The sequence below is a fragment of the Emticicia sp. genome, from assembly GCF_043780375.1.
In the GTDB taxonomy this organism is placed as follows: Bacteria; Bacteroidota; Bacteroidia; order Cytophagales; family Spirosomataceae; genus Emticicia.
Window position 1 is genome coordinate 1 of record NZ_JAYWCU010000118.1, and the last position, 24,626, is coordinate 24,626.

General features: G+C 35.0%; 23 protein-coding genes. 15 read left to right on the top strand and 8 right to left on the bottom strand.

All coding sequences use genetic code 11. The features are described 5' to 3' along the window. The 3 genes from ACH2CJ_RS08960 to ACH2CJ_RS08970 form a co-directional block, all read left to right on the top strand. A partial coding sequence (locus tag ACH2CJ_RS08960; protein WP_394992211.1) for an ATP-binding protein occupies positions 1-1,441 on the top strand: 1,441 nt, incomplete at its 5' end. Between the two features lie 92 nt (positions 1,442-1,533). Then, the gene (locus ACH2CJ_RS08965) at positions 1,534-1,728 is read left to right on the top strand and encodes a hypothetical protein (protein WP_394992213.1); all 195 of its coding nucleotides are present in this window, start codon (positions 1,534-1,536) and stop codon (positions 1,726-1,728) included. Next, positions 1,725-2,186 (top strand): hypothetical protein, encoded by a 462-nt coding sequence (locus tag ACH2CJ_RS08970; RefSeq protein ID WP_394992215.1) that lies wholly within the window; start codon positions 1,725-1,727, stop codon positions 2,184-2,186. Before ACH2CJ_RS08965 ends, ACH2CJ_RS08970 begins: the two co-directional genes overlap by 4 nt. Before the next feature lie 87 nt (positions 2,187-2,273). Here ACH2CJ_RS08970 and hemA read toward each other — a convergent pair whose 3' ends face one another. Further along, positions 2,274-3,530, bottom strand: coding sequence for a glutamyl-tRNA reductase (gene hemA, locus ACH2CJ_RS08975; RefSeq protein ID WP_394992217.1), 1,257 nt, complete (start codon positions 3,528-3,530; stop codon positions 2,274-2,276). 481 nt (positions 3,531-4,011) lie between these two features. Here hemA and ACH2CJ_RS08980 point away from each other — a divergent pair, with 481 nt between their 5' ends. Further along, positions 4,012-5,217 carry a sensor histidine kinase gene (locus ACH2CJ_RS08980; protein ID WP_394992218.1) on the top strand — a complete coding sequence of 402 codons (1,206 nt, stop codon included), beginning with the start codon at positions 4,012-4,014 and terminating at the stop codon, positions 5,215-5,217. Here ACH2CJ_RS08980 and ACH2CJ_RS08985 read toward each other — a convergent pair. Both ACH2CJ_RS08985 and ACH2CJ_RS08990 read right to left on the bottom strand, forming a co-directional pair. Next, positions 5,214-6,008, bottom strand: a complete 795-nt coding sequence (locus ACH2CJ_RS08985; protein ID WP_394992220.1) for an alpha/beta fold hydrolase — start codon at positions 6,006-6,008, stop codon at positions 5,214-5,216. The genes ACH2CJ_RS08980 and ACH2CJ_RS08985 overlap by 4 nt on opposite strands. A 57-nt stretch (positions 6,009-6,065) precedes the next feature. Further along, positions 6,066-7,280, bottom strand: coding sequence for an acyl-CoA dehydrogenase family protein (locus ACH2CJ_RS08990; protein ID WP_394992222.1), 1,215 nt, complete (start codon positions 7,278-7,280; stop codon positions 6,066-6,068). Positions 7,281-7,489: 209 nt separating this feature from the next. On the opposite strand from ACH2CJ_RS08990, the gene ACH2CJ_RS08995 reads away from it, so the two are divergent. The 4 genes from ACH2CJ_RS08995 to ACH2CJ_RS09010 all read left to right on the top strand — a co-directional run bounded on the left by ACH2CJ_RS08995 (position 7,490) and on the right by ACH2CJ_RS09010 (position 11,625). Continuing rightward, positions 7,490-8,884, top strand: a complete 1,395-nt coding sequence (locus ACH2CJ_RS08995) for a BamA/TamA family outer membrane protein (RefSeq protein ID WP_394992224.1) — start codon at positions 7,490-7,492, stop codon at positions 8,882-8,884. 102 nt (positions 8,885-8,986) lie between these two features. Further along, positions 8,987-9,535 (top strand): hypothetical protein, encoded by a 549-nt coding sequence (locus ACH2CJ_RS09000; RefSeq protein WP_394992225.1) that lies wholly within the window; start codon positions 8,987-8,989, stop codon positions 9,533-9,535. A 299-nt stretch (positions 9,536-9,834) separates the two neighbouring features. Beyond that, complete coding sequence (locus tag ACH2CJ_RS09005) at positions 9,835-10,608, top strand: hypothetical protein (RefSeq protein ID WP_394992227.1); 774 nt, start codon at positions 9,835-9,837, stop codon at positions 10,606-10,608. A gap of 114 nt (positions 10,609-10,722) precedes the next feature. Further along, complete coding sequence (locus ACH2CJ_RS09010) at positions 10,723-11,625, top strand: tetratricopeptide repeat protein (protein ID WP_394992228.1); 903 nt, start codon at positions 10,723-10,725, stop codon at positions 11,623-11,625. 3 nt (positions 11,626-11,628) lie between these two features. On the opposite strand, the gene ACH2CJ_RS09015 is transcribed toward ACH2CJ_RS09010, so the two are convergent. The 4 genes from ACH2CJ_RS09015 to ACH2CJ_RS09030 all read right to left on the bottom strand — a co-directional run bounded on the left by ACH2CJ_RS09015 (position 11,629) and on the right by ACH2CJ_RS09030 (position 15,037). Continuing rightward, a complete protein-coding gene (locus ACH2CJ_RS09015; RefSeq protein ID WP_394992229.1) occupies positions 11,629-12,615 on the bottom strand; it encodes a cation diffusion facilitator family transporter in 987 nt (328 codons plus the stop codon). Positions 12,616-12,690: 75 nt separating this feature from the next. After that, complete coding sequence (locus ACH2CJ_RS09020; RefSeq protein ID WP_394992231.1) at positions 12,691-13,161, bottom strand: CYTH domain-containing protein; 471 nt, start codon at positions 13,159-13,161, stop codon at positions 12,691-12,693. A gap of 67 nt (positions 13,162-13,228) precedes the next feature. Further along, positions 13,229-14,167 carry a Brp/Blh family beta-carotene 15,15'-dioxygenase gene (locus tag ACH2CJ_RS09025; protein ID WP_394992233.1) on the bottom strand — a complete coding sequence of 313 codons (939 nt, stop codon included), beginning with the start codon at positions 14,165-14,167 and terminating at the stop codon, positions 13,229-13,231. A gap of 117 nt (positions 14,168-14,284) precedes the next feature. Beyond that, the gene (locus ACH2CJ_RS09030) at positions 14,285-15,037 is read right to left on the bottom strand and encodes a bacteriorhodopsin-like (RefSeq protein WP_394992235.1); all 753 of its coding nucleotides are present in this window, start codon (positions 15,035-15,037) and stop codon (positions 14,285-14,287) included. 345 nt (positions 15,038-15,382) lie between these two features. Between ACH2CJ_RS09030 and ACH2CJ_RS09035 the strand changes: the two genes are divergently transcribed. From ACH2CJ_RS09035 to ACH2CJ_RS09050, 4 genes are all read left to right on the top strand, one after another. Further along, positions 15,383-16,072 (top strand): response regulator transcription factor, encoded by a 690-nt coding sequence (locus ACH2CJ_RS09035; protein ID WP_394992236.1) that lies wholly within the window; start codon positions 15,383-15,385, stop codon positions 16,070-16,072. A 127-nt stretch (positions 16,073-16,199) separates the two neighbouring features. Beyond that, complete coding sequence (locus ACH2CJ_RS09040) at positions 16,200-17,255, top strand: sensor histidine kinase (RefSeq protein WP_394992238.1); 1,056 nt, start codon at positions 16,200-16,202, stop codon at positions 17,253-17,255. A 123-nt stretch (positions 17,256-17,378) separates the two neighbouring features. After that, positions 17,379-18,107, top strand: coding sequence for an RluA family pseudouridine synthase (locus tag ACH2CJ_RS09045; RefSeq protein ID WP_394992269.1), 729 nt, complete (start codon positions 17,379-17,381; stop codon positions 18,105-18,107). A 75-nt stretch (positions 18,108-18,182) separates the two neighbouring features. Next, on the top strand, positions 18,183-20,168 hold the full coding sequence (locus ACH2CJ_RS09050) for a helix-hairpin-helix domain-containing protein (RefSeq protein WP_394992239.1): 1,986 nt from the start codon (positions 18,183-18,185) through the stop codon (positions 20,166-20,168). Here the strand turns inward: ACH2CJ_RS09050 and ACH2CJ_RS09055 are convergent. Next, a complete protein-coding gene (locus ACH2CJ_RS09055; protein ID WP_394992241.1) occupies positions 20,165-21,007 on the bottom strand; it encodes an N-acetylglucosamine kinase in 843 nt (280 codons plus the stop codon). The genes ACH2CJ_RS09050 and ACH2CJ_RS09055 overlap by 4 nt on opposite strands. A 216-nt stretch (positions 21,008-21,223) precedes the next feature. On the opposite strand from ACH2CJ_RS09055, the gene ACH2CJ_RS09060 reads away from it, so the two are divergent. The 3 genes from ACH2CJ_RS09060 (at position 21,224) to ACH2CJ_RS09070 (ending at position 24,612) form a co-directional block, all read left to right on the top strand. Further along, the gene (locus ACH2CJ_RS09060; RefSeq protein WP_394992243.1) at positions 21,224-22,891 is read left to right on the top strand and encodes a glutamine--tRNA ligase/YqeY domain fusion protein; all 1,668 of its coding nucleotides are present in this window, start codon (positions 21,224-21,226) and stop codon (positions 22,889-22,891) included. Between the two features lie 204 nt (positions 22,892-23,095). Continuing rightward, complete coding sequence (locus tag ACH2CJ_RS09065; protein ID WP_394992245.1) at positions 23,096-23,821, top strand: hypothetical protein; 726 nt, start codon at positions 23,096-23,098, stop codon at positions 23,819-23,821. Between the two features lie 227 nt (positions 23,822-24,048). Continuing rightward, on the top strand, positions 24,049-24,612 hold the full coding sequence (locus ACH2CJ_RS09070; protein WP_394992247.1) for an RNA polymerase sigma factor: 564 nt from the start codon (positions 24,049-24,051) through the stop codon (positions 24,610-24,612). Positions 24,613-24,626: the final 14 nt, after the last annotated feature.

Here is a 24,626-nt window from a genome sequence, read left to right on the forward strand (position 1 = left end):
AAAAGCTACAAAAGGATTAAATCAACTACCGCATGTCGGCTCAAAGGTTTTTATTTGTTCAACCGAAATACTTCAGAGTTTTTTGCAGGATTTTGGTAAAAACACTAAAGAAAACCCTAATGAACCTGCTTTTGAAATTGCTAATTTACCAGATGATGAAAATGCAACAATAAAATTATCGCCACAGGCATTATTTGGAAGACATTGTGCTATTGTTGGCACAACTGGCGGAGGTAAAAGCTATACAGTTGCTAAACTTTTAGAAGAAATCTCAAAAAATAATGGAAAAGCTATTGTAATTGATGCAACAGGGGAATATGAAACTTTGAAAAATAATAGCAAAGTAAAATATGTCAAATTCAATGATGGAGAGGATTCTTTATATTTCCACTATTCAGGTTTGCGTGAAACCGATTTGTTGGCACTTTTTAGACCAGCGGGACAAGTTCAACTTCCTAAATTGCAAGAAGCCTGTAAGTCATTAAAAATCCATAGAGAGTTATTAACTTTAGGAGATAAAATTAAAGACGAACATAAAACATGGATACAGCATAATGATTCAATAAGAAAAGATGGGAAAGACCGAAACGCTTTTTTGAAATTAGAGAAAGAATATGGCGTAATTATAAATTCGGTTATTTGTAATTTTGAAATTTTACACCTACCTCATCAAGTCTATTTTGAATGTATTTATGAAACAGGGGCAACAGGCAAGTTTGGTACTAAGTATGAGCGAGACCTTGGATTATGTAATTCTTTAATATCCCGAATTAATTCAACTTTAAGAAACAATTCTTTTATAAATGCCTTTGGAATTGGTAAGGTGGATGGTGACAAAAACGATTTCATAACTATTTTTGAAAATTTTATAAAACCCGACAGTAAAGATAATTTATTAATTCTTTCAGTAGAAAATGTAACCTCCGATAATGATTTAAAAGCTGTACTTGTTAATGCAATTGGAAGGTATTTATATGAAAAAGCACTTTCATCTGATAAATCTTTCAGAAAAATTCCTTTAATCTTAATGCTTGATGAAGCACACCAGTTTTTAAATAAAAAAGTAAAAGATGAATACTCACTTGAAATCGAACTCAATGCTTTTGAAAAAATTGCGAAAGAATGTCGAAAACAAGGTCTTTTTCTTGTACTTGCTACGCAAATGCCCAGAGATATTCCACAAGGAGTTTTAAGTCAGTTTGGAACATTTATCGTCCATCGCCTTATAAATCAAAGAGATAGAGAAGTTATAGAGTATGCTTGTTCAGAAGCAACAAAAAGTGCATTGAGTTTTTTGCCAATTTTAGCCCCAGGAGAAGCCGTTTTAGCAGGTGTAGATTTTCCAATGCCAATCATTTTGAAAATTAAAAAGCCTGTAATAACTCCTAATTCAGATACACCAATCATTTTTAAAGAGGAGATGAAATGTAATATTATCTAAGCAAAAACCGCCATCGAAGAAGCCAAAAGAACAGTAGAAGCTATGATTTTGGGTTGATATTTTTGTATATTTGTATAAAAAATAATCAATCAATGCAAAGAAAAATGGCAATGGTGGCCAAGCAAATTAATCTGAATGACCCTAATCAAGAAGAGGCAGATATAGATTATTGGCTATCGAAAACACCCCAAGAAAGGCTACAAGCCGTTACGTTCTTGATTCGTCAAAATATGACTAATGGGCAAAAAATGGATAGAACCGTAAGTTCAAAACGAATGATGAAATGACCCTTGACCCTGATTTTGAGGACTTTATTCAATTTCTCAACCAATATGAGGTTGATTATATGATTGTTGGAGGCTATGCAATGGCTTTTCACGGTAGTCCACGTTATACAGGCGATTTGGATATTTGGATTGATATTTCAGAGTCGAATGCTGAAAAAATAATTTTGGTTATCAAAGCATTTGGTTTTTCATCGCTCGGATTTAAAAAAGAAGATTTTTTGAAAGAAAATCTAATTAATCAAATAGGATATCCACCTTTAAGAATTGATATTTTAACAAATATTGATGGAATAAATTTCAAAGAAGCATATTCTCAAATACAGGTAATTGAGATAGAAGATTTAAAAGCAAACTATATTGGATTGAGAGATTTGATTCAAAATAAAAAAGCAAGCGGGCGAGAAAAAGACATAGTTGATGTGAACACTTTACAGAAAAAACAGAAGCGTAAAAAATAGTATCAGCTATTATATAGGATAAGAAAAAAATAAAAAATGGCGTAATTTACTCAAAAATTACGCCATAATATATTGATTATCAGTCTATCAAACCGTCTGTTTTTCTAAATTAAATAAATCATTCAATACATCAATCAGTGTTTCGGCTTCGCCACGTTTACAAGCAGCTTTTAATTGAATTACTGGTAATTTGATGATTTTTTGCATCATGCTACTTGTTATTTTTTCCATTTTTTCTGCTTCTTCTGCCGATAATTCTTTCACAAAGCGAGCCATTTCTTCTTTTCTGATTTGCTCCAAAGCACCTTTGAGTTTTTGAATCGTTGGAGAAACAATCATTTCTTGCGACCAATTATTAAACTCTCCGATTGCATCAGATATGATATTCAAAACTTGCGGAATTGATTCCATTCGGCGTTGCAAGGCGGCATTGGCACGGCATTGAATTTCGTCGAGGTCATACAAAACTACACCCGCAACTTCTTCAATATCGGCAGCAATACTATTCGGTACTGAAAGGTCAATAAGATATTTTACTGAAGCCGATTTACTATTTAAAGTAGCTTTCGTAATGATAGGTTCTTCGCAACGAATTGATGAGATAATAATGTCTGCATTCAAAATATTTTGATTAACTAATTGATAATCACATACTTCAAAATTTAATTCTGTTGCTAAAACCTCTGCTTTTTCTTTCGTACGATTTGTAATCGTTATATTTTTGTATCCTTTATCTGCTAAGGTTCGGCAAACGTCTTCGCCAATTTCACCCAAGCCAACAACTAATATTTTTGGATTATTGAGCATCGGTAAGAAACTTTCCATTACCTCAACGGTTGCGTAAGAAGTAGATGCCGCTCCGTCACGGAATGATGTTTCTTGAACGATTTTTTTATTGGTGAAGAAAATCGTGTGTAACAAACGGTGCAAAAATGGTCCAGCCATTTGCACATCTGCCGACCATTGATAAGCGTGCTTTACTTGATTAGGAATTTGTAAATCGCCTACAACTTGCGAATGCAGCCCCATCGAAACTTCAAATAAATAGCGAACCGCCTCGTTATGCTCAGAAATTATATCAAAATATGGAAGTATTTCGTTTGAATTCAGTACCTTTTGACTGGCAAGTAAGCGAATAATGTTTTCGCCTAAATCGTTTTCTGAACAATAGTATATTTCGGTACGATTGCAAGTAGAAAGCACAAGCACTTCTGAAACATCATAAGTTTCACGCATTTTAAGCATCAAAGCTTTACATTCATCTTCGTTAAGTGCAATTTGACCTCTTACTTGAAGAGATGCTTTTTTATGCGAAATGGTTAGTGCTTTAAATAATCCTTGCATTGTTTCTAAAATAGTTTGCAAATTTACAGTCAGAATACTAAATATTGTTATGATTTTTATCAGTTTTTGTAATTTAGAACAATTCTAAACAAATTAAGGTTCTGTTTGGCTATTATCTAAAAAAAATACAATATCTGAATAAGCATTTCTACGATGACTTTACGTTTAATTAATATGATCTGATTGGAAGTAATTAACGTAAATATATGAGTTTCAATACATCATTATCAAACTAAAGGGCTGAACATCAATTTTTTGGGCTGTTTGACAAAATAATCGGTTATTTGGAAAATTCGCTGGGTTAGAAAACCTATGATTTTTTTTAAAACTCTATATCATGTACGACTATTTTGATTAGATGGTTTGCTGAAAATATAATGATTATTGTAAAGTATAGTAATTTAGAATGATTCTAAAATAAGAGGCAATAAATATTGAACTACAAAACCTTAAAACTAGGGTTAAACAAAATATAAAATTTATGGCACGAAGAGAAGTTTTTTTGAATATTTATGAGCAAATCACGGGTTGGAGATTTGTGGCAATAGCAATATTACTTTTGGTTGGGATTGGAGTCTTATATTATTTTAATAAATTGGGTAAACAGGTAGAAGAGCGTGAAAAAAGATATGCAACTTTGTATGCAGCCGGAATTCGTTTTACAATTGAACAAACAAATAGTACTTGTGACTATACTTACGTGCAGGAGATGCTTGATGCTAATGAAACTGTACCAATGATAATTGTTTTGAATGGTATCCCAACTGATTATCATCAAAATATTTCTGAATTAGACGACAAAAATAAAAAATGGGGAAAACAGGAAAAACTGGATTTTGAATATGAAAAAATTAGTGAAATGGGTCAAGAACACCCACCAATTGTGTTTGAAGTAGGGAAAGATAAAGGCTATGTATATTACAGTAATTCGTTAATAGTAAGGCAGTTAAGGTATTTTCCCTTTATTCTAATTGGTACATTTCTAATTTTTGGTTCGTTGGCTTTTATTGCATATAGTTCGTCTCGAAAAGCAGAGCAAAATAGGGTTTGGGTAGGATTGGCAAAAGAAACAGCTCACCAACTCGGCACACCGATTTCGGCATTGATGGCTTGGGTAGAAGTGCTACGTTCGAATCCAGATTTTGATGCAAGTATTGGCGACGAAATGGAAAAAGATGTGCTACGCCTCGAAACAATTACCACTCGTTTTTCAAATATAGGCTCGATTCCACAAATGAGTGAGGAGAAAATTGCACCCTTAGTAGAGCAAACTTTGATTTATTTAGGACGACGAATTTCGACCAAAGTAAAAGTGCATTTCGATAGCCAATTACCTGATAATTTGCAAGTTAAGTTGAATAAGCATTTGTTTGAATGGGTTATCGAAAACCTCTGCAAAAACGCTGTTGATGCGATGGGAGGAATAGGAGAGTTATTCGTAAAACTAACCCCGATAGGCAAAAATAATATTGCTATTGATATAACTGATACAGGAAAAGGAATTACAAAAGGCAACATTCGAAAAGTTTTCAGACCGGGGTTTAGTACAAAAAAACGTGGTTGGGGGCTTGGCTTGACTTTAGCCCGACGTATCATTGAAAATTACCACGATGGGAAACTTTTCGTGAAAGAAACACAAGTTGATAAAGGAACAACTTTTAGAATAGTTTTGGAGGCTGAAAATTAGTTTTTTTTCAAAAATGCTATAACTTCTTTAGCAAAAGCCTCCGATTGAGACGTATTACCATGATTTCCTGGAACGGTTTTTAAGGTTGATTTTGGCAATAACTTTGCTACTTCGGCTGGATTTCCATTGTCAAGGTCTTGGTCGCCTGCAATTACTAAAACTTGTTTTTTAACTTTTGCCAGTTGTGCTGGTGTGGTTGCTGGTTGTACTTTTTGTAAAAAAACCATTACTAAAGTGTCAACGCCATTTCTTTTAGCACTTTCTATCGCACCTTTGGTTTCAGGATAAAGGTGAGCTTTTCCAGAAAAAGCCTCGGCAAACATTTTTCGTCTTGCCCAATTGGAATCGGTAAAATCTGCTCCAACCCCTCCAATAACAGCTTTATGAATATGCTTATCTAAAATCAATTGTCGAGCCGTGAGAATTGCCCCTCGTGAGTAACCTACTAAGTCATATTTCTTAAAACCCAAATGTTTCATTAAAGCCATAATGTCATTTATTTCAGCATTATCTTCGTAGGCTGCAAGCGAATGAGGCTTATCCGATAGTCCATTGCCACGTAAATCAAGCGTTATGACTTTAAAACCTTCTTTAACCAATGCAGGAATCAACGCCCCACGTTTCCACGAATTACTATTACTCATAAATCCATGCACCAGTACCACAGGAAATCCTTCTCCTTTGATCTCATAATGAATTTTTGTGCCGTCAAACGACGTAAACAATGCTTCGCTTTCATTTTGGGCGAAAGTTGTAAACGAGAATAAAAAGAGAAAAATAAAGCTTTTCATGTTTGTTTAGATTGATTGGTAGGTACACGTTTTGATGCGTACCTACTCCCTTAATAGTTATTTTTTTCTGGTATCTAAGCCATAACCTTTCAAAATTCCACGAGCTAAGGCAGTTTTGTGCACTTCGTCGGCTCCATCATAAATTCTTGCAGCACGTTCGTGCGAATACCATTGCGATAATAATATATCGTTGGTCATGCCCAAAGCTCCGTGCGTCTGAATCGCTCGGTCGATAACCCTAAGCATCATATTTGCTGTAAAAAACTTTATCATCGAAATCTCATCACGCACGGCGGCGGCTCCTTGTTCATCAATGTTTTTGGCAGTTCGTAGTACCAAAAGCCTTGCTGAATCTATCTCGGCTCTACTTTCTGCAATAAAACCTTGAATAAATTGTTTTTCGCCCAGCATCACGCCTGGCTCCATTTCTCGTGAAGCGGCATAGCGGCACATCAAATCGAAGCTACGCTCGGCAATGCCAATAAATCGCATACAATGATGTATTCTGCCTGGACCGAGGCGTTCTTGTGCCAATAAAAAACCAGAACCTTCTATACCAATGAGGTTGGCTTGCGGTACACGTACATTTTCGTACAATACTTCTGCGTGGCTTGCCCAACTATCGCCAGCGTGTCCCATGATAGGAATATTTCTGATAAATTTATAACCAGGCGTATCAAGCGGAACAATAATTTGACTGGCTCGTTTGTGTGGAGCGGCATCGGGGTTTGTAACAGCCATCACGACCGCAAATGCTGCCCCATCTGCTGAAGAAGTGAACCATTTATGCCCATTTATAATATAATCATCACCATCTTTCACGGCAGTTGTACCCATCATTGTTGGATTTGAACCTGCAAATTCGGGTTCGGTCATGGAGAAGCAGCTACGAATCTCGCCATTCATCAAAGGTTTTAAATATTTGTCTTTGAGGTGTTTGGGAGCATATTTGTGCAACAATTCGGTATTCCCAATGTCGGGAGCTTGGGTATTAAAAACATAATGCCCGAAAGGTGAACTTGCCAAAACTTCACTGATTTGACCAAATTCGCAGAGTGTTAGACCAAGTCCACCATCTGCTTCGGGTAAATGTAAGCCCCAAAGTCCCGCATTTTTGACTAAATTTCTTTTTTGGTTTAGAACAGGCAATACATAAGAAAAATTATGTAAGAGATTTTCGGTAGTTTCGAGCGGATATAATTCTTTTTCTACAAACGCTTGAATTTTTGGCAAAAGATTTTTGAGTTTTTGGGTAACAAATAGACTTTCCATTATAGTTGATTTTTAGAGTTGATTTCATAAGGAATATTCAACAAACTGTTTTTTTAATATTCCTGAATATTCCCATAAAGTTAGTTTTCATATCGAGATAGCACAAAGAATTAAGGTTTTTCTTGAAAAATAGTTTAATTTTGGGTTTTCCAGCACCAATAAAATATCGTATGTCATAATAGAATACGAACTTTACCAACTTATTATTAATGACACATCGTTTATTTTTTGTTTGCTTTTTTTTTCTACTAAATACGAGTTATCAGTGTTTTGCTGATGATTTTGTTGTTGTACATAACATCAAGATAGTAGGAAATACTCGTACAAAAGAGAAAATTATTTTTCGAGAAATGCTCATTAAAGTCGGTGACACTTTACAAAAAGCTAAACTTAAAGAAATTTTAGAATCTGACCGCCAGAAAATCACGAATACATATTTGTTTATCACTGTAAAAATCACTTCACAAGAGATTGATAATCAGCAAATTGATATATTTGTAGAAGTAAAAGAAAGGCTATATTTGGTGGTATTACCTGTATTTTATTTGGCAGACAGAAATGTTAATGAATGGTGGTATGAACGTAACCACGATTTACGAAGAACTATTTATGGAATTTATGGCAAACACGCTAATTTGACAGGTAATAATGACCAACTCAGAGTTCGGGCAGAAATTGGCTTTATTCCTAATTTCGAGATTTCGTATAGTAGCCCATATTTAGATAAAAAATTGACAACTACTTTTTTAGGGGGTATTTTATATGGAATTAATAAAACAATGGTTTATCGTACTTGGCAGGATAAATTTCAATTTCTGGAAAGTGAACAACAGCAGCGTCAACGACTAAGTTTTTATACGGTTTTATCTCGCCGTACAGGTTTTTACCAAAATCAATCATTGCAAATAAGCTATAACCAAACCCAAATTGCCGATACAATTGCCCGCTTAAATCCAAATTATTTTTTGAATGGACAAACCAAACAAAAATATTTTTTGATAAATTACTCTTACATTTTTGATAGGCGAGATAATAGACAATATGCTCTGAAAGGTTATAGAGCGAGCTTTGAGATTACAAAATATGGTCTGTTTAATGCTGATAATATCAATCAATTGAATATTAGTGCTTCTTACAATAAATATTTGCCGATAAGAGGTAAATTTTATGCAAATTACAGTTTTCGTGGAAAAGTATCATTTCCTCACAAGCAGCCTTTTTTACAAACGGCAGGCTTGGGTTATAAAAATGATTTGGTGCGAGGTTATGAGCTTTATGTAATAGATGGACAAAGCTATGTTTTGGCTAAAACTAATCTAAAATATCAACTTATTGACCATATTTATGACCTGAGTAGATTTCTGAAAATAAAGCAATTCAATACATTGCCAGTGGCGGCTTATCTCAATTCATTCATAGATATAGGATATGCTAAAAATAAATTTCCTCAAATAAATAATACTAAATTAGCAAATAAGTGGTTAGTAGGTGGTGGTTTAGGTTTAGATGTGATTACATGGTATAATATAGTGGGTCGGCTCAATTACTCCATTAATGGGTTGGGCGAAAAACGCTTTTTTTTCAACTTATCGCGTGAGTTTTAGGAATTTTCAAAGCAGTACCTCATTATATAAATACATATTTTGAATAACTTTATAACAATAAATTATCAATGTTTTCAATTAATATATTTCTTTCAAAAAATTATGAAAATTTACTTAGTTATTTTGTCTTTAATATTCATCGCTTGCAGTAACCCAAAAGATACACAAACAGAAGAAAAAGTATCCAGTCCAGCTTCAACTCCCAATGTTCCTTCAAGTAACGTTCAAAAATTGTTACGTTCCATCATGGGTACAGGTGAAGGTCTGCTTAGAGGAATTAAATTTGGGGATGCTATTTCGGATGTAAAAAAGAAAGAAACTGTTGAGCTTTTTGAAGAGGAAGAAACGCATATTGGGTATTCTTTTGATACAGAAAGTCTCGAAACGGTAGATATTCTCTACGAAAAAGACCAAAAAAATCATGTATCGGGCATAGAGTTAGATATTTATATGAATTCTGATGCCTCAAATGATAGTTTGAAAAACGAATTGATTAATCAATTTACGATTCGATATGGCAAACCGTTATCAGATATTGATATACCAACGTGGAAAATTAAACCCAATGGTCAAGTAAATATTAAAGTTGTAAAAAATAAGTTAGATAGGGGTTTAGAAGTGAGATTTTCTCAATTGCCAAAATCTATATAAGATACGTTTTCATATCCCCGTGAAGTTTTTAATCACGGGGATATTAAGTTAATAATTGCTGCTTTCAAAACCAAAATCACCCCTCTTTCAGCTTTTGGTAATTTTTTTGTACTTCTGCGTTCTTCTGAATTTTCCTGACAAAACACTTAAAATCAGCTAACTATAATTTAACGTAATTTGTAAAATTACTGACTAATAAATGCTGATAAATAGAAAAATAAAATTAGCATAAATGTTGAAAAGATATCAATATAATTGCTATAATTGCTGTGAGTGTATAATAATCATATCCTAATATCATGAAAATCAAAACAAAACTAACCTTCAGTTTCTTACTGTTGGGATTTTTAACATTATGTAGTTGTGAGGGGCCAGAAGGCCCGCAAGGAGCAAAAGGCGATCAAGGTATTCAAGGAGTAAAAGGAGATACAGGTGCAACTGGAGCAACGGGCCCTGCTGGTGCAATCGGTGCAACGGGAGCTATTGGTGCAACGGGCCCCCAAGGACCAAAAGGCGATACAGGTACAACGGGCCCAGCTGGTGCGACAGGTGCTACCGGTGCAACTGGCCCCAAAGGTGATACGGGTGCTGTTGGTGCAACGGGTTCGGCTGGTGCGACGGGAGCAACCGGTGCAACCGGCCCTTCTGGCTCGACTGGAACAGGAGGAGGAACAGCGACTAATGTCATTTACTCAGATTGGGTTACTCCTGTAATTGCCGATTGGCAAAAAGTGACGGAGAAAAATTATATATATGGAATAACCGAGTCGAAAGCGAATCAAGAAATAATAGATAAAGGTGTGGTGCTTGCTTACAGTCGCCAAACTTTGGGTGGGCCAGCTTATTTGCTTCCACTCATGTTGGAAACAAGTTCAGGACTGACCAATTATAATATTTCGATAACCATCGGTAAAATAAATGTAACTTTTGTCGAATTATTAGATATAAAAGGTAAGCCAGCCACGGGTCTTCAGTTTCGTTATGTCATTATTCCAGGAGGAATTAAGTCAAGAGCAAGCATAGATTATTCAAACTTTAATGAAGTTGCTCAAGCATTCGGAATTCCGAGATAATTGTTTACTTTATTTGTTAGAAAACTATAAAATCAAAAGGCACTCAAAAGGTGTCTTTTATTGTTTTTTACTGTCTGTTGAATAAAATTGTTAAATAAACGTTTTAAATTTAAGATGAAAAAAATAGCAAATAATTTTCAATTTTTAAGTGTATGGCTCTGCTATTTGCTCTTTCCGTTTATGGGCTTTTCTCAAAGATGTAATCATGCCCGTGAGATTCAAACACTTTATACACATTTGGTTGCCAATGGTTTTGACACAAAAAAACCGATTTCATATCATTATTTTTTTATTGATAATGACCAACAAAACCTTGCTCGCTTTAAAGATTTGCTATTAAAGCAAAATTATAGCTACGTAAATACATCAAAAAAGGCAGATAAATATCAGTTAGAAGTAGAGAAAACAGACGCTTTTGATGCCGAATCGGCTACTCGAATGGAAAATAATTTGAGCCAATTAGCCAAAGTAAATAATATTGATATTTTTGATGGATTTGAGTTAAAATTGGAAGAAAATGAAGATGATTTGCCGAATATAAGCGATTTTAAAAAAGAAGTTGAAAGAATTCCCTCCTCAGAGTTGTTTAAAAAAGCCATGGAATATTATGACAAGAAAGATGATTTGAAAGCACTTGTAGTTTTTGATCGTTGTATTAAATTAGGTATTAATTCGGAAATAAGCTATTACAAACGAGGCAATTGCAAAACTGCTTTAGGACAAACAAATGGAGCAATTGATGACTTAGAAAATACATTGCGATTAAATCCCAAACATTACGAAGCGAATTTCAACTTGGGAGGCTTATATTTTGATGAGAATAATTACAACAAAGCCGTAGATTACTACCAAAAAGCTATTTCGCTCAATCCACGTAGCGACAATGGATTTTATCGTTTGGCAGTAACTTATCAAAAAATGGGAATGAAAAATGCTGCTCTTCAAAATTGTCAAAAATCCTTACAAATCAATCCAAATAATCAATATGCAAAAGATTTGATAAGCCAATTGAAGTAATACTTATTCTACTCTGTGTTTGTAATTACTCGATACATTCTGCACGGTCCAATCTATTCTTTTTACAAACTCATGTTGTCTTACTGGACAATCGTGTTTGGTGCAAATCGCACAAGAAAAATCAAGACAACCGTCGGTATGAACAAATAACTCAATACTTTCGCCAAAATTTTCTTTTACTAATTTACTTAATTCATCAATTTCAAGGTGAGCTTCGTGAATATTCAAATACCAAGGTACAGTCAAATGGCAGTCGAGATGTAGCGTTCCGCCATATTTTATGATACGGAGGTTATGCAAATCAACCCAATTCTCTCTTCTCGAACTTTGAAATAAAGCGATTACTTTATCAAGCAAATCGTCATCGGCTTCGTCCATGATTCCCGCAATCGAACTTCGCAAAATCTTGTATCCTGAAACAATGATTATGATTGCAAATACAAACGCCACAACGCTATCAATCCAAGTGTATTTCAGAAAAAAAATCAGAACAAGACCTATAATAATACCAATCGTAGCGTAAGTATCAGACTGCATGTGCTTTCCTGTGGCAATAAGTGCAAGAGAATTGTTCTGAGTACCTTTTTTGACTGCATAAAAACCAACGCCATAGTTAATAAAAGCCGTGAGTGCCACTAAATAAATACCATAGTCGAGTTGAGAAATTTGGTGAGGGTGTTTCAGATTATTAAGAGCTTCGTAGATAATCAAGAAGCTCGAAACAATCATTAAAGTCCCTTCGGCTGCTGCAGAAATAAATTCTACTTTGCCGTGTCCGTAAGGGTGATTTTGGTCACGAGGTTGTGCCGAAATATAAAGACTGTAAAGCCCAACTATTCCACTAATTACATTAATTGTATATTCTAAAGCATCAGTTAAAATTGCAACAGAATTAGTCAAATACCAAGCGGTGAGTTTTATCAAAAACAAAATAATGGTAATTGATAATAGTCTTTTTTGAATGTTGTAATTTTCGCTCGCCTTTGTCATTTATTGGATACTTAATGAATATGCAAAGGTACGATAAATTGCTAAATGAAGAGAAGTTTATATGAAAAGCATGAGTTATGACCAGTTTTTGTATGGAAAAAGAGACAAATTTGAATTGTAATATTCATTTTCTCCCGTAACCTCTTTTTCTACCCAATTGGGTAAATCAAAGGCTTCATCTTCGCTTTCTAATTCTATTTCGGCTACAATTAAACCCATATTATTGCCTAAAAACTCATCAACTTCCCAAAGTTTATTATTGAACAAAACTTTATATCGAATCTTTGTTAAATCAGAAATAGCAAACATATCTAACAATTGTTCGGCTTCATCTTTCGGAATTTCGTACTCAAATTCGGGTCTTGTTGCACCAATCGATAAGCCTTTGATAGTTAAGTAACTTTTGGTATCGGTAACTCTTACACGAATGGTTTTATTCGGGTCGGTCAATAAATATCCTTGCCGAAAAAACATACCTTTGGGTTTCTTGGTTTCTTGCCAAATTTCTTTATTTACTAAGTATTTTTTTTCGATTTCGAGTGGCATTTTGCAGAGGTTTTAGAAATAATTGCTGAAAAATTATTTCTATTTTGTTGATTATCAGTATTTTACATCAAGTATTTATATTTTGGTTTAAGCGAGTTTTGTAATACATATCGTGCATCACTTGCATGTGTGGTGCTGTCAGCACAGCTAAACCTAAAAAACTGTACGCCATCATTGCGTTGTTATTGATGAACATAAAACCAGCAAATCCAAATATCAAAATCCCTCCAATAGCAAGAAGACTGTAAAAAATGATTTGTTTTAGAACCGACTTAATGTTGTAATAAGTGCTGTTTTTTTGCAAGTATGAAGTTATGTTATTGAGCGAAAGCGTTGAATGCCAAATTACGAAATAAAACGTAAAACCCAATAGCATGGGCAAGTTATAAATAATCAAAAGGATAAGAATAAACTGACCTAAAAATAGTTGTATTTCGACTATATTAGTGTTTTTGTTTTTTGCAAAATAAACAAAAACACTAATAATAAATAAAATCATTGAGGAGGCAATAAGCTCGTAGCGATGCCCGTCGAGCCAATTAATAAATGATAAATTATCTGAACCAGCCTTGAAAAGTTGCAAAATTGCTCTTACTTCGTCAAAATTTGGGAATAAAATAACTGCTAAAATAACTAAACCATAAGCTGTAACAAAAAATTTCCCAAAAATCGTATCCGTTTTGAACTGATGCAAGTCAGTTTCGCCAAAATGATACGCCGCCAAGAAAATAAATAGAATATTACCCAATAGTGGAAAAAACCAGAGCATAGCACCAAATGCTACCAAGCGACCTAAATAATTGACAAAAAAATATAAAATTGAAAACCGCCTCTTTTCATTACTTGCATTTTTTGTGGCAACCAACAAATCGGCAGCTCCATGGGGAATCCCCAAAAATATAATACCGATAGCAAATGCCAAAAATTGTCCTTGTGCAGAAATCGTTTGCACATATTGATGTATCAACAACATAGCAAACCCGATGAACAACAGTATTATTCTCATTGTTTCTATTTGGTCGAAAGTGAAGAAAACGAAAATTGATTAGGAGGAAATGTTGATATTTTTGCCACAAAAACCTTTATTTAAAGGCTTTTGTGGCAAAATAAATAAAGAAGAAAATTAAGAGACAACTTTTTTCGACTCCGTCATAGCAATATTATATACTACCAGACCAAAACCAATTTTATTGATTGCATCTGCAATATTATAAAACAAGTTCAAATCTTTTGTTTGCAGTAAACCAGCACCATCTGGCCCTAACCAACCACCAGGGCCTGCCATGTAACCGATTGGATAAATAGCCCAACCAGCCAACACAAACCAAGCTAATGCTTGAATGCCAGACTTTACTGATGAAGAGTTTGAAGCGGCAGCCAATTGCTTTGCTTCCCCCATCCATGCCGAATGAAGCACATAAACGTAACCGATTGACGAAATCACACCCCACATAACTGAGTGGCTTGTTGAGGAATTTGTATTAAACGCCTCTCCGATGTAACCCGCTACCAACATTAGTACCGATGCTGCTATGAGTTTCCACATGAAAGCTGGTTTTGCACCTGCTGGCTTTAATAAAAGATAAAATTCAACGCACATCAAGGGAACCGTCAGTGTCCAGTCAATGTAACGTAAAGCTACTGGACTTTCGCCAGTTGCACCGTAGAAATCTCTCATGTAATAGTAGTGAACCGCTGCGATTCCGGTAATTAAACCAGATACTAAAAGAGAAGTTTTCCACTTGCCATCAACGCTTCCTCTTTCAAACAAAAAGAAAACGGAGGCGGCTAACATAGCCATGTAGCCCGTAAAAAAAGTAAATGAAACTGGGTCTTTGCCATCAACATTGACGACGTTTAGGAATAAAGTGTACATTAGGGTAATTAAGTTTAAAAATTGAATAATGTAGATAAGACTTAGTGTTTCATCTTTTTGTTTAATAAATTGTTAAAATAATTAGACAAAAAAAACATTTTCCACCACTTTTATTAAATTATTCAACTAAAAAATATAAATAATACACTTTTACGCTATCTAAACCCTTAGTATGAAGGCTTACTTTGTAGCTAATAATAAGCAGGAAAATACTGATAATGATGGTTATGTTGCTAAAATTCTATACCCCTTAAACTCCTCCCCTCAATAAGATTTAACATTGGCTTAATATACCTAACGTTTTTTTAATCTTACCTTTGCATCGTAAAAAACAAATTACTACTTATGAGTCTTGCTCACCGTGTTTTAGTAGTTGATGACGAAGCCGATATTGTGGAGTTATTGAGTTATAACCTCGAAAAAGAAGGTTATAAAGTGGCTTCTGCCCCCGATGGCAAAAAAGCTATCGAAATTGCCAAAGAGTTTTTGCCCGATTTAGTGATTTTGGATATTATGATGCCTCACCTGGATGGCATCGAAGTTGGGCGAATGATTCGTGCTATGCCCGAACTGAAAAGTACATACATTTTGTATCTTACAGCTCGCTCAGAAGAATATTCTGAAATTGCGGCTTTTGAAGTTGGTGCTGATGACTACCTTAATAAACCCATAAAGCCTCGTGCTTTAATGAGTCGAATTAATGCTTTTTTTCGCCGTGAAGCCCAAAAAACTGACCCAACCGAAACTTTAGAAGTGGCAGGTTTGAACATCAATCGTTTGAACTATACCGTTACTAAGCCCGATGGAAGTTTGGTTGTACTGCCAAAAAAAGAATTTGAATTGCTTTTCTTTCTTGCACAATATCCTAATAAAGTTTTTAGTCGTGACGAAATCTTGCAGAAGATTTGGGGAATAGATGTTTATGTTGTTGAGCGTACTATTGACGTGCATATTCGAAAAGTACGTGAAAAAGTAGGCGAAACCTTCATCAAAACCCTCAAAGGTGTAGGATATATGTTTACCGACGAAGTATAATTATCAATGATTAATTGCTAATTTTCAATTACATTTGTCGTTGATAAATTAAACCTATCAACACGATGGAGGTTTTCTATTGACCATTGTCTGTTGACCGCACGGGCGTTCCCGCATCGACTAAATAATGTCTTTCAGCCCTCGACTTATTGCTTTTTTTCTAGCCATAATGATTACCCTCGTTTCGGTGGCATTTCTTAGTTTTGTGCCAGAAGTAACGGTCGCAATGCTTTTTGTGGTAGGTGTTGCCTGTTTTTTTACTTCCTTTTTCTTTGTTTTCTATACTATTGACGTTTTGGTTTTTCAGGAAGTGGACCAAATTTATAAAACCATTCAAAAACTAAAAATTCGTGATTTTGATATTTCACGAAAATCTTTGATAAAAAGTGTCAATCCTATCAAAAAGCTTAATTCTGAAATTTCGAGCTATGTTACTAAAAAACAGAATGAAATTGAAGAATTAAAAAAAATGGAGCAATTTCGGCGAGAATTTTTAGCCGATGTTTCACACGAACTCAAAACTCCGATTTTTGCCGCCCAAGGATTTATTCATACACTCATTGACGGAGCAAAAGACGACCCCAAAATTCTTGACCGATTTCTGAATCGAGCTGCCAAAAGTATAGACGGACTTGATGCTTTAGTGCGTGATTTGGTTATACTTTCGCAGGTAGAAAAAGGCGATTTAAAAATGCACTTCGAAGAAATTGACCTCAAACATATTACAGAAGAAATTTTTGAGCAATTAGAAACCAAAGCTCAAAGCCGCAAAGTAACCTTGAAAGTTAAACCAAAAGATTTAGGAAAAGCAATGGTAATGGCTGATAAACAGCGAATTACGCAGGTTTTGACCAACTTGATTGACAATGGAATAAAGTATGGGCGAGATCAAGGAAAAATAATTGTTGAAATTGAAGAAGAAAAAAAATATTTTCATATTTCGGTGGAAGACGATGGTCCAGGTATTCCACCTGAACATTTAGCTCGTATTTTTGAACGTTTTTATCGGGTCGATAAAAGTCGATCTCGTGATACAGGAGGTACAGGTCTTGGCTTGGCAATTGTGAAGCATATCTTGAATGCACACAATTCAAAAATTACTGTAACAAGCAAAATAGATAAAGGAACAACCTTTGGTTTTAAGCTGAAAAAAATATCAGAATCTTTAGTTCATGTTGTTTAATGAATTTCTACTCAATCTTTTGTAGATTAACATTAACTTTGCAGAAAAAAAAGCACGAATAAGATGGACTACGATTTTGATTTTGATATTTTTGATAAGAAAGAAACACCCAAAATAAAGAATATGGCTAAAACCGTTGCTTTCAAAAGTTTAATTATTTTTGAAAATGACGATTATATTCTTATCAATAAACCGCCCTATTTATCAAGCCTTGACGAGCGTACGCAAGACAAACACCAAAGTATTTTACGTTTAGCCAAAGAATATTCGGACGATGCTCAGCTTTGCCATAGACTCGACAAAGAAACTTCGGGGGTGCTTGCCATTGCCAAAAATCCAGCTGCTTACCGAAACTTAGCGATGCAATTTGAAGCCCGTGAGGTTACGAAGCGTTATCATGCGGTCGTTAATGGCGTTCATAGTTTTGATGGGGTATCAGTTTATTTGCCAATTGCTCAATTGAGAGATGGAACTGGTGTAAGAATCGACCGTGAAAAAGGTAAAATTGCCGAAACGATTTTTAATACACTGAAAGTTTATCGTTACTATACTTTGCTTGAGTGTATGCCAATTACTGGACGAATGCACCAGATTAGAGTTCATTTACAATGCTTAAAGGCCCCAATCGTTTGCGATCCAATGTATGGAGGTGATGATATTCGACTTTCGCATCTCAAAAGCAAAAACTTTAACCTCAAAAATGGCACCGAAGAATTACCACTTATTAGACGAGTAGCTCTACATGCTCATTCGCTCACATTTCGTTTGTTAGATGGCGAGATTATTAAGATAGAAGCCCCTTATCCAAAAGATTTTAATGTTTTGGTGAAGCAATTAGATAAATTTAGTTGATGCGAAAGTATGAGAAATTTTTTATCTTCTTTTTTGCAAAGAAAACACAAAAAAATCTTGTGCATTTTTGTCTTGATGCCTATATTTATTAATCTCTCTTTTGCTCAAACCCGACTGCGTACCGAAATCAATTTAGATGAATTTATTCAGCGGGTTTTTCCTGTGCAACAAGAAAACATCAACTACGACGACCTCTACGAATCGCTTTATCAACTTTATCAAAATCCCTTAGATTTAAACGTAGCATCAGCCGAAGAATTAGCTTCAATTTATGTGCTGTCTCAATTGCAAATCAATAATATTTTGGAACATCGTCAAAAAAACGGCGATTTTCTAAGCATTTATGAACTACAAGCTGTACCAAATTTTGATGTGGAAACCATCAACCGATTGCTGCCTTTTGTAGAAGTAAGATATAATTTTTCGATAAATGACTTAAAAAATCGCTTGACCAATGCCACAGAACATTATTTAGTATTACGAAGCGACCAAGTTTTAGAAAAATCTAAAGGTTTTGAAGATGGAAAATATTTGGGTTCACCACAACGTATATACGCTCGCTATCGCCTGAGTCATCCAAAGGATTTTCAGGTTGGATTTATTATTGAGAAAGATGCTGGCGAAAAAAACTACCTCGATTATTATACTTTCCATTTTCAATTACGCAATAAAGGGCATTTAAAAAACTTGGTTTTAGGAGATTACCAAGCCCAGTTTGGACAAGGACTCATTTGTTCGGCTGGTTTTGCATTAGGCAAAGGTAGCGAAGCCATTGCTACCACTCGTCGCAGCAATTTGGGCATTCGCCCTTATGGTTCTTTACTCGAAGGTGGCTATTTTAGAGGTGCAGCCGCTACTTATCAATTGGGTAAAATAGACTTAACAGCCTTTTACTCTTATACAAAACGAGATGCAAATGTTGATGAAATAGACGGCGAAAGAGAAGATTATTTCAGTTCGATTCTCACAGGTGGGTATCACAGAACTGAAGCAGAACTAGCTCGAAAAAATCAAATTTCCGAACAAAATATTGGCGTAAATGCTACTTTTCAACTAAAGAATGGTCAAATTGGAGCAACAATACTCAATACACAATTTGATGCTATTTTGCAACGAACACCCTACTTATACAATAAGTTTGAATTTTCAGGAAAACATAATTTAGTAGTTGGAACAAACTTCACTTATACTTGGCAAAATATCAATTTCTTTGGAGAAGCGGCTCATTCAAGTAGCGGGGGAGTAGGTGCAATTGGCGGCTTTATAGCATCTCTTAGTAGGCAAGTCGAATGGGCGGTAAATATAAGAAGTTACGACAAAAATTTTCATAGTTTTTACGCCAATGCTTTTGGTGAAAATAGCCGTACTATTAACGAAAAAGGCATTTATATGGGCTTGAAATTTACGCCAATGAAAGGCTTGATATTTAGTGCTTTTTATGATCGTTTTCAATTTCCGTGGCTAAAATATTTGGTTGATTCACCATCAATTGGGTTTGATTATTTGCTCAGAATGACGTATCAACCCAATAAAAAAATGCTGTTTTATACCCAATATCATGAAGAACATAAAGGTAAAAACTTGCCAAATAATATGACTGTTTCAGATGTAGTGGTCAATACCTTGCGACAAAGTGTTTTGGTAAACTTTGAATATTCTATCAACCGAACTTTCAAGAGTCAAACTCGTGTACAGATGAATACATTTCGATATGCAAGTCGTTCAACGTCAAAGGGTTATGTAATTATGCAAGACATTGAAGGGTCAGTAAAACGCTTACAATTGAAGGGTAGAATTGCGTTTTTTAGTACTGATGATTATGATTCGAGAATCTACGCTTACGAAAATGATGTGCTTTACGCAGTGTCATTACCTGCTTATTATGGTAAAGGTTTTCGCACCTATTTAATTGCTCGTTATGGCATTAATCGTAATTTAGATTTGTGGGTTCGTTTTGCTCGTACTCAACTAAATAATGTTACATCAATAGGCAGTGGTACTGACCAAATAAATGCTCCCCACAAGTCAGATTTGAAAGCACAGGTCAGGTATCGGTTTTAATTAAGATGGTATTTAACCAAGCCACCAATAGGAGCTTCTAAGACCAAACCAATGCTAATGCCTTGACTGTAAGCCACTTCTGCTAATAAATCTTTGTAATAAAAAGCAACCGAACCCACAAAATTTATACTTACATTGTGACACATTGGGTATTTTAAAATATATTTTTCAAAAAACTCGAAGAAACATTTTTTTACTAAGTCATAACAAAAAACATTGTCAAGGTTATCAAACAAAAACCTCGAAAAAGAAGCAAAATAACGATTCGGAAAAGGTTTGTGATAAGCATTTTCAAGTACAGTCAATCTATCCATTACTCCATATTTTTCTTCAAATTTTGCTCTGATTTCAAGTGGCATTTCTTTGTGTAAATAACTCAAGATTAGACTTTTACCTAAATGTCCGCCACTTCCTTCATCTCCTAACCAAAACCCCAAAGGAGGCACTTGAAAACCAGTTTTTTCTCCATCAAAATAAATAGAATTTGAACCTGTTCCCAGAATGCAAACAATGCCTGCTTCACGCCCACAAGCTGCTCGTGCTGCCCCCACTACATCGCTAAATGCTTCAATTTTTGAACAAGTCGGAAAAACCTTCAAAATTGCTTCTTTGATAACACCTGCTTTTTCGTCATTAGTTACGCCTGTTCCATAATAAAAAACTTGGTTTATCTTATTTTTGCAAAGAGGTAAAAGATTGATTGTCAGTTCGTTGGCAATAGAATTAGCATCTTGGTAATATGGATTAAAACCTACAGTTTGGGTTTGCCCAACTACTTTACTTTCGTCTAAAATACGCCAATCGGTTTTGGTTGAGCCACTATCTGCGATAAGAATCATGCGAGGAAGTTTTGAAAAATGAAATTAGCGTAAATATCTGAAAAATTTGTGATTTATCGTACTACGGTTTAAGAAAACGGTTGTATATAAGTATAACAATTTCAATTTTTTCTTTAACAAATCCAATAAAATAAAGTATAATGTAAAAACAAAAAACCTTTAAACTTAAAAAATGTTTAAATTCGCATCACAAGCAACATTACCACTTACGGAATCATGGCAGACGCATCGGAAAAATCACTAAATTTTATTGAACAAATCATCGAAGATGACCTCGCAGTAGGCAAAAATAATGGTCGAGTTTTGACTCGTTTTCCACCAGAGCCAAACGGATATTTGCATATTGGTCATGCTAAATCTATCTGTTTAAATTTTGGTGTTGCCCAAAAATACGGTGGAAAAACAAACCTACGATTTGATGACACAAACCCTGTAACAGAAGAAACAGAATATGTAGAATCAATCAAAGCCGATGTAAAATGGTTGGGCTTCGATTGGGCAGAAGAATTATATGCTTCCGATTACTTCGACCATCTTTATGAATTTGCTAAAAAGCTGATAAATAAAGGTTTAGCTTATGTGGACGACAGTACTTCAGAAGAAATGGCCGCCATGAAAGGTACGCCAACCTTGCCAGGAATGAACAGTTCGTGTCGCAGCAGAAGTATCGAAGAAAATGCTGATTTGTTTGAGCGAATGAAAAACGGTGAATTTGCAGAAGGTACGCAAGTGCTTCGAGCAAAAATTGACATGGCATCGACCAATATGTTGATGCGAGACCCTGTTATTTATCGCATCAAATTTGCTACGCACCACCGTACAGCTGATAAATGGTGCATTTATCCGATGTACGATTTTGCTCATGGGCAGTCCGATTCTATCGAAAATATTACGCACTCTATTTGTACTTTAGAATTCATTCCTCATCGTGAATTATATGATTGGTGTATCGGAAATTTGGAAATTTTCCCTTCAAAACAATATGAATTTGCTCGTTTGAATCTTTCGTACGCCATTATGAGCAAGCGAAAATTGCTGCAATTGGTTAATGATAAACACGTTACAGGGTGGGACGATCCACGTATGCCGACTATTTCGGGAATGCGAAGAAGAGGTTATACACCAGAAGCAATTCGTGATTTTTGCGAAAGAATCGGCGTTGCAAAACGTGATAATTTAATAGATGTAAGTTTATTGGAATTTTGTGTGCGTGAGCATCTCAACAAAATAGCTACTCGCGTGATGGCTGTGATTGACCCTTTAAAGGTAATCATTACGAATTATCCAAAAGGGAAAGTTGAAGAATTGACGACCGAAAATAATCCAGAAGACCATGATAGCGGCACAAGAACGATGCCGTTTAGTCGAGAGATTTTGATTGAAAAGGATGATTTCATGGAAAATCCATCGAAAAAATATTTTCGTTTAGCTCCTGGCTTAATGGTTCGTTTGAAAAGTGCTTACATCGTTCGTTGCGACGAAGTAATAAAAGATGCTGCTGGGGAAATAATTGAGTTACACTGCTCTTATATCGAAAACTCAAAAAGTGGACATGATACTTCGGGTATTGCGGTAAAAGGTACGATTCATTGGGTGTCGGCAGCACAAGCGATTGAAGCAGAAATTAGGTTATATGACCGACTTTTCAAGGTGGAAGACCCAAGTCGTGAAGATGGAGATTTTAAAGATTATATTAACCAAGATTCTTTACAAACGATTACGGCTTTTGTAGAGCCAAGTTTAGCAAATGCCTCATTATCAATACATTATCAGTTTTTAAGAAAAGGGTATTATTACTTAGACCGAGATACTACAACCGAGAAATTGATTTTCAACCGTACCGTTGGCTTGCGTGATACGTGGGCGAAAGAGGCTGGGAAGTAATAAAAGAAAAGTTTTTAGTCAGCATTGAGAAGCTCTCAAGCTTTTAAAATAAAGGTAATAAATAAATAAAAACTCTATGATTTTTCGAGGACTTTTCGTTAGATTTATCTCAATTTTTGACTTTTAAAAGAAATCTTAATCATCAAATATACCATTTTGTGCTAAACAACGTTATTACCGACAACAATCAAGACAACAAATTTTATGAAAAATATAATCATTAGTATTCTAACATTTCTAGCTATAAGCACCACTTCTTTTGCACAAACTGCCGATGTTGTTTTTGATAAATACATAGAGGCTACTGGCGGAAAAGCTCTTTGGGATGGCGTTTCTACATATTCGATGAAACAGACTTATCGTGGAAATTCGGCTGCCGATTATGACATGGATATTAAGGGTTCATTTGACGATGCAGCTTTATATAAAGCAAAAACGATTATGAAAAGAACTTTTATTTATGGAATTAGAGGCACAGAAGGATGGCTGAAAGTTCCGCTTGGTAGTAGTGATAAAGCTACGCAATATGAAACCAAAGGCCTAAGCGAAAAAGAGCAACAAAATATGCGTAGAGAGCTAAAAGAGATAGTTTTACCTTTTTTAGACTATCAAGATAAAGGCTACATTGCAACTTTGGTAGATACTGAAACGCTAAACGATACAAAAGTAAGTCAGGTAGAACTAAGTGGAAACGGCATAAAATATAACCTATATTTTGATGAAGCTACGGGGCTTTTGGTAAGAAAAAAATTTACTTTGCCTACAAAAGAAGTGATTACAGAAGATTATTCCAAATACTCAGATTCGGCTTATGGCATTAAATATCCTTCCGAATCAACGTATCAGAGTAGCGTTGATAAACGAGTCATAAAATTGACGACCAGTTTTGTTTTTAATGATAAAATCGGAGCAGAGTTTTTTAGTCGTTAAACCTATTTTCAAAATATTATGCCTCTCAATTTTTTGAGGGGCTTTTTTTTGCTTAAATTAGATTTTGAGATAGGAGATTCGAGATTTTGGGAAAATGTCATATTCCATATTTAAAATCTCAAATCTCAATGTTTTTTCAAACCAATTCCAACCATTTCTAAATAAATTGGGTCTTCCTAATGCAACCCAATTAAATCCATAAGGTTGGATAAAAAAATACCCTTTTCATGTACAGCGAACAAGAATTAGTACAGGCTTGTATTCGCCAAGAACGCCTCGCTCAGCGACAGCTTTACACGCAATTTGCGAGTAAGTTGTTTGCTACGGCTATGCGTTACATGAAAAATAGAGCTGATGCTGAAGATGTTGTACAAGATTCATTTATAAAGATTTATCAAAAAATAACCGCCTTTCGCTTTGATTGCCCGTTGGAGGCATGGCTCAGAAAGATAGTTGTCAATACTGCATTAAAAGCATTACAGAATCAGCCTAACTGGATGCAACACACTGATAGTCAATTGATTAGTGATGAAGTTGAACAAGAAGAACTTACGCTTTCTGGCTTTCAGTTTGAGCAATTGATGGAGATAGTGCAGAGTTTGCCTGATGGCTGTCGCACGGTTTTTAACCTTTATGCAATTGAAGGCTACCAGCATAATGAGATTGCAAAAATGCTGGGCGTTTCGGAAGGAACTTCAAAATCGCAATATTCAAGGGCGAGAGTATTATTACAAGCGAAATTAAAAAATAGAGGAACATTGTACACTCCTCAAACAAGAAATGAAAGTTAAAATGCACAAAATAA

Bases quoted from the DNA above. Each gene is read 5' to 3' on its own strand.
- ACH2CJ_RS09020 (WP_394992231.1), bottom strand. From the start codon at position 13,161: ATGCCACTCGAAATCGAAAAAAAATACTTAGTAAATAAAGAAATTTGG.
- ACH2CJ_RS09045 (WP_394992269.1), top strand. From the start codon at position 17,379: ATGGCTAAAACCGTTGCTTTCAAAAGTTTAATTATTTTTGAAAATGAC.
- ACH2CJ_RS09035 (WP_394992236.1), top strand. From the start codon at position 15,383: ATGAGTCTTGCTCACCGTGTTTTAGTAGTTGATGACGAAGCCGATATT.
- ACH2CJ_RS08995 (WP_394992224.1), top strand. From the start codon at position 7,490: ATGACACATCGTTTATTTTTTGTTTGCTTTTTTTTTCTACTAAATACG.
- ACH2CJ_RS09030 (WP_394992235.1), bottom strand. From the start codon at position 15,037: ATGTACACTTTATTCCTAAACGTCGTCAATGTTGATGGCAAAGACCCA.
- ACH2CJ_RS09000 (WP_394992225.1), top strand. From the start codon at position 8,987: ATGAAAATTTACTTAGTTATTTTGTCTTTAATATTCATCGCTTGCAGT.
- ACH2CJ_RS09015 (WP_394992229.1), bottom strand. From the start codon at position 12,615: ATGACAAAGGCGAGCGAAAATTACAACATTCAAAAAAGACTATTATCA.
- ACH2CJ_RS09060 (WP_394992243.1), top strand. From the start codon at position 21,224: ATGGCAGACGCATCGGAAAAATCACTAAATTTTATTGAACAAATCATC.
- ACH2CJ_RS09005 (WP_394992227.1), top strand. From the start codon at position 9,835: ATGAAAATCAAAACAAAACTAACCTTCAGTTTCTTACTGTTGGGATTT.
- ACH2CJ_RS08990 (WP_394992222.1), bottom strand. From the start codon at position 7,280: ATGGAAAGTCTATTTGTTACCCAAAAACTCAAAAATCTTTTGCCAAAA.
- ACH2CJ_RS09055 (WP_394992241.1), bottom strand. From the start codon at position 21,007: ATGATTCTTATCGCAGATAGTGGCTCAACCAAAACCGATTGGCGTATT.
- ACH2CJ_RS08970 (WP_394992215.1), top strand. From the start codon at position 1,725: ATGACCCTTGACCCTGATTTTGAGGACTTTATTCAATTTCTCAACCAA.
- ACH2CJ_RS08980 (WP_394992218.1), top strand. From the start codon at position 4,012: ATGGCACGAAGAGAAGTTTTTTTGAATATTTATGAGCAAATCACGGGT.
- ACH2CJ_RS08965 (WP_394992213.1), top strand. From the start codon at position 1,534: ATGCAAAGAAAAATGGCAATGGTGGCCAAGCAAATTAATCTGAATGAC.
- ACH2CJ_RS09070 (WP_394992247.1), top strand. From the start codon at position 24,049: ATGTACAGCGAACAAGAATTAGTACAGGCTTGTATTCGCCAAGAACGC.
- ACH2CJ_RS09050 (WP_394992239.1), top strand. From the start codon at position 18,183: ATGCCTATATTTATTAATCTCTCTTTTGCTCAAACCCGACTGCGTACC.
- ACH2CJ_RS08985 (WP_394992220.1), bottom strand. From the start codon at position 6,008: ATGAAAAGCTTTATTTTTCTCTTTTTATTCTCGTTTACAACTTTCGCC.
- ACH2CJ_RS09025 (WP_394992233.1), bottom strand. From the start codon at position 14,167: ATGAGAATAATACTGTTGTTCATCGGGTTTGCTATGTTGTTGATACAT.
- ACH2CJ_RS09065 (WP_394992245.1), top strand. From the start codon at position 23,096: ATGAAAAATATAATCATTAGTATTCTAACATTTCTAGCTATAAGCACC.
- ACH2CJ_RS09010 (WP_394992228.1), top strand. From the start codon at position 10,723: ATGAAAAAAATAGCAAATAATTTTCAATTTTTAAGTGTATGGCTCTGC.
- hemA (WP_394992217.1), bottom strand. From the start codon at position 3,530: ATGCAAGGATTATTTAAAGCACTAACCATTTCGCATAAAAAAGCATCT.
- ACH2CJ_RS09040 (WP_394992238.1), top strand. From the start codon at position 16,200: ATGTCTTTCAGCCCTCGACTTATTGCTTTTTTTCTAGCCATAATGATT.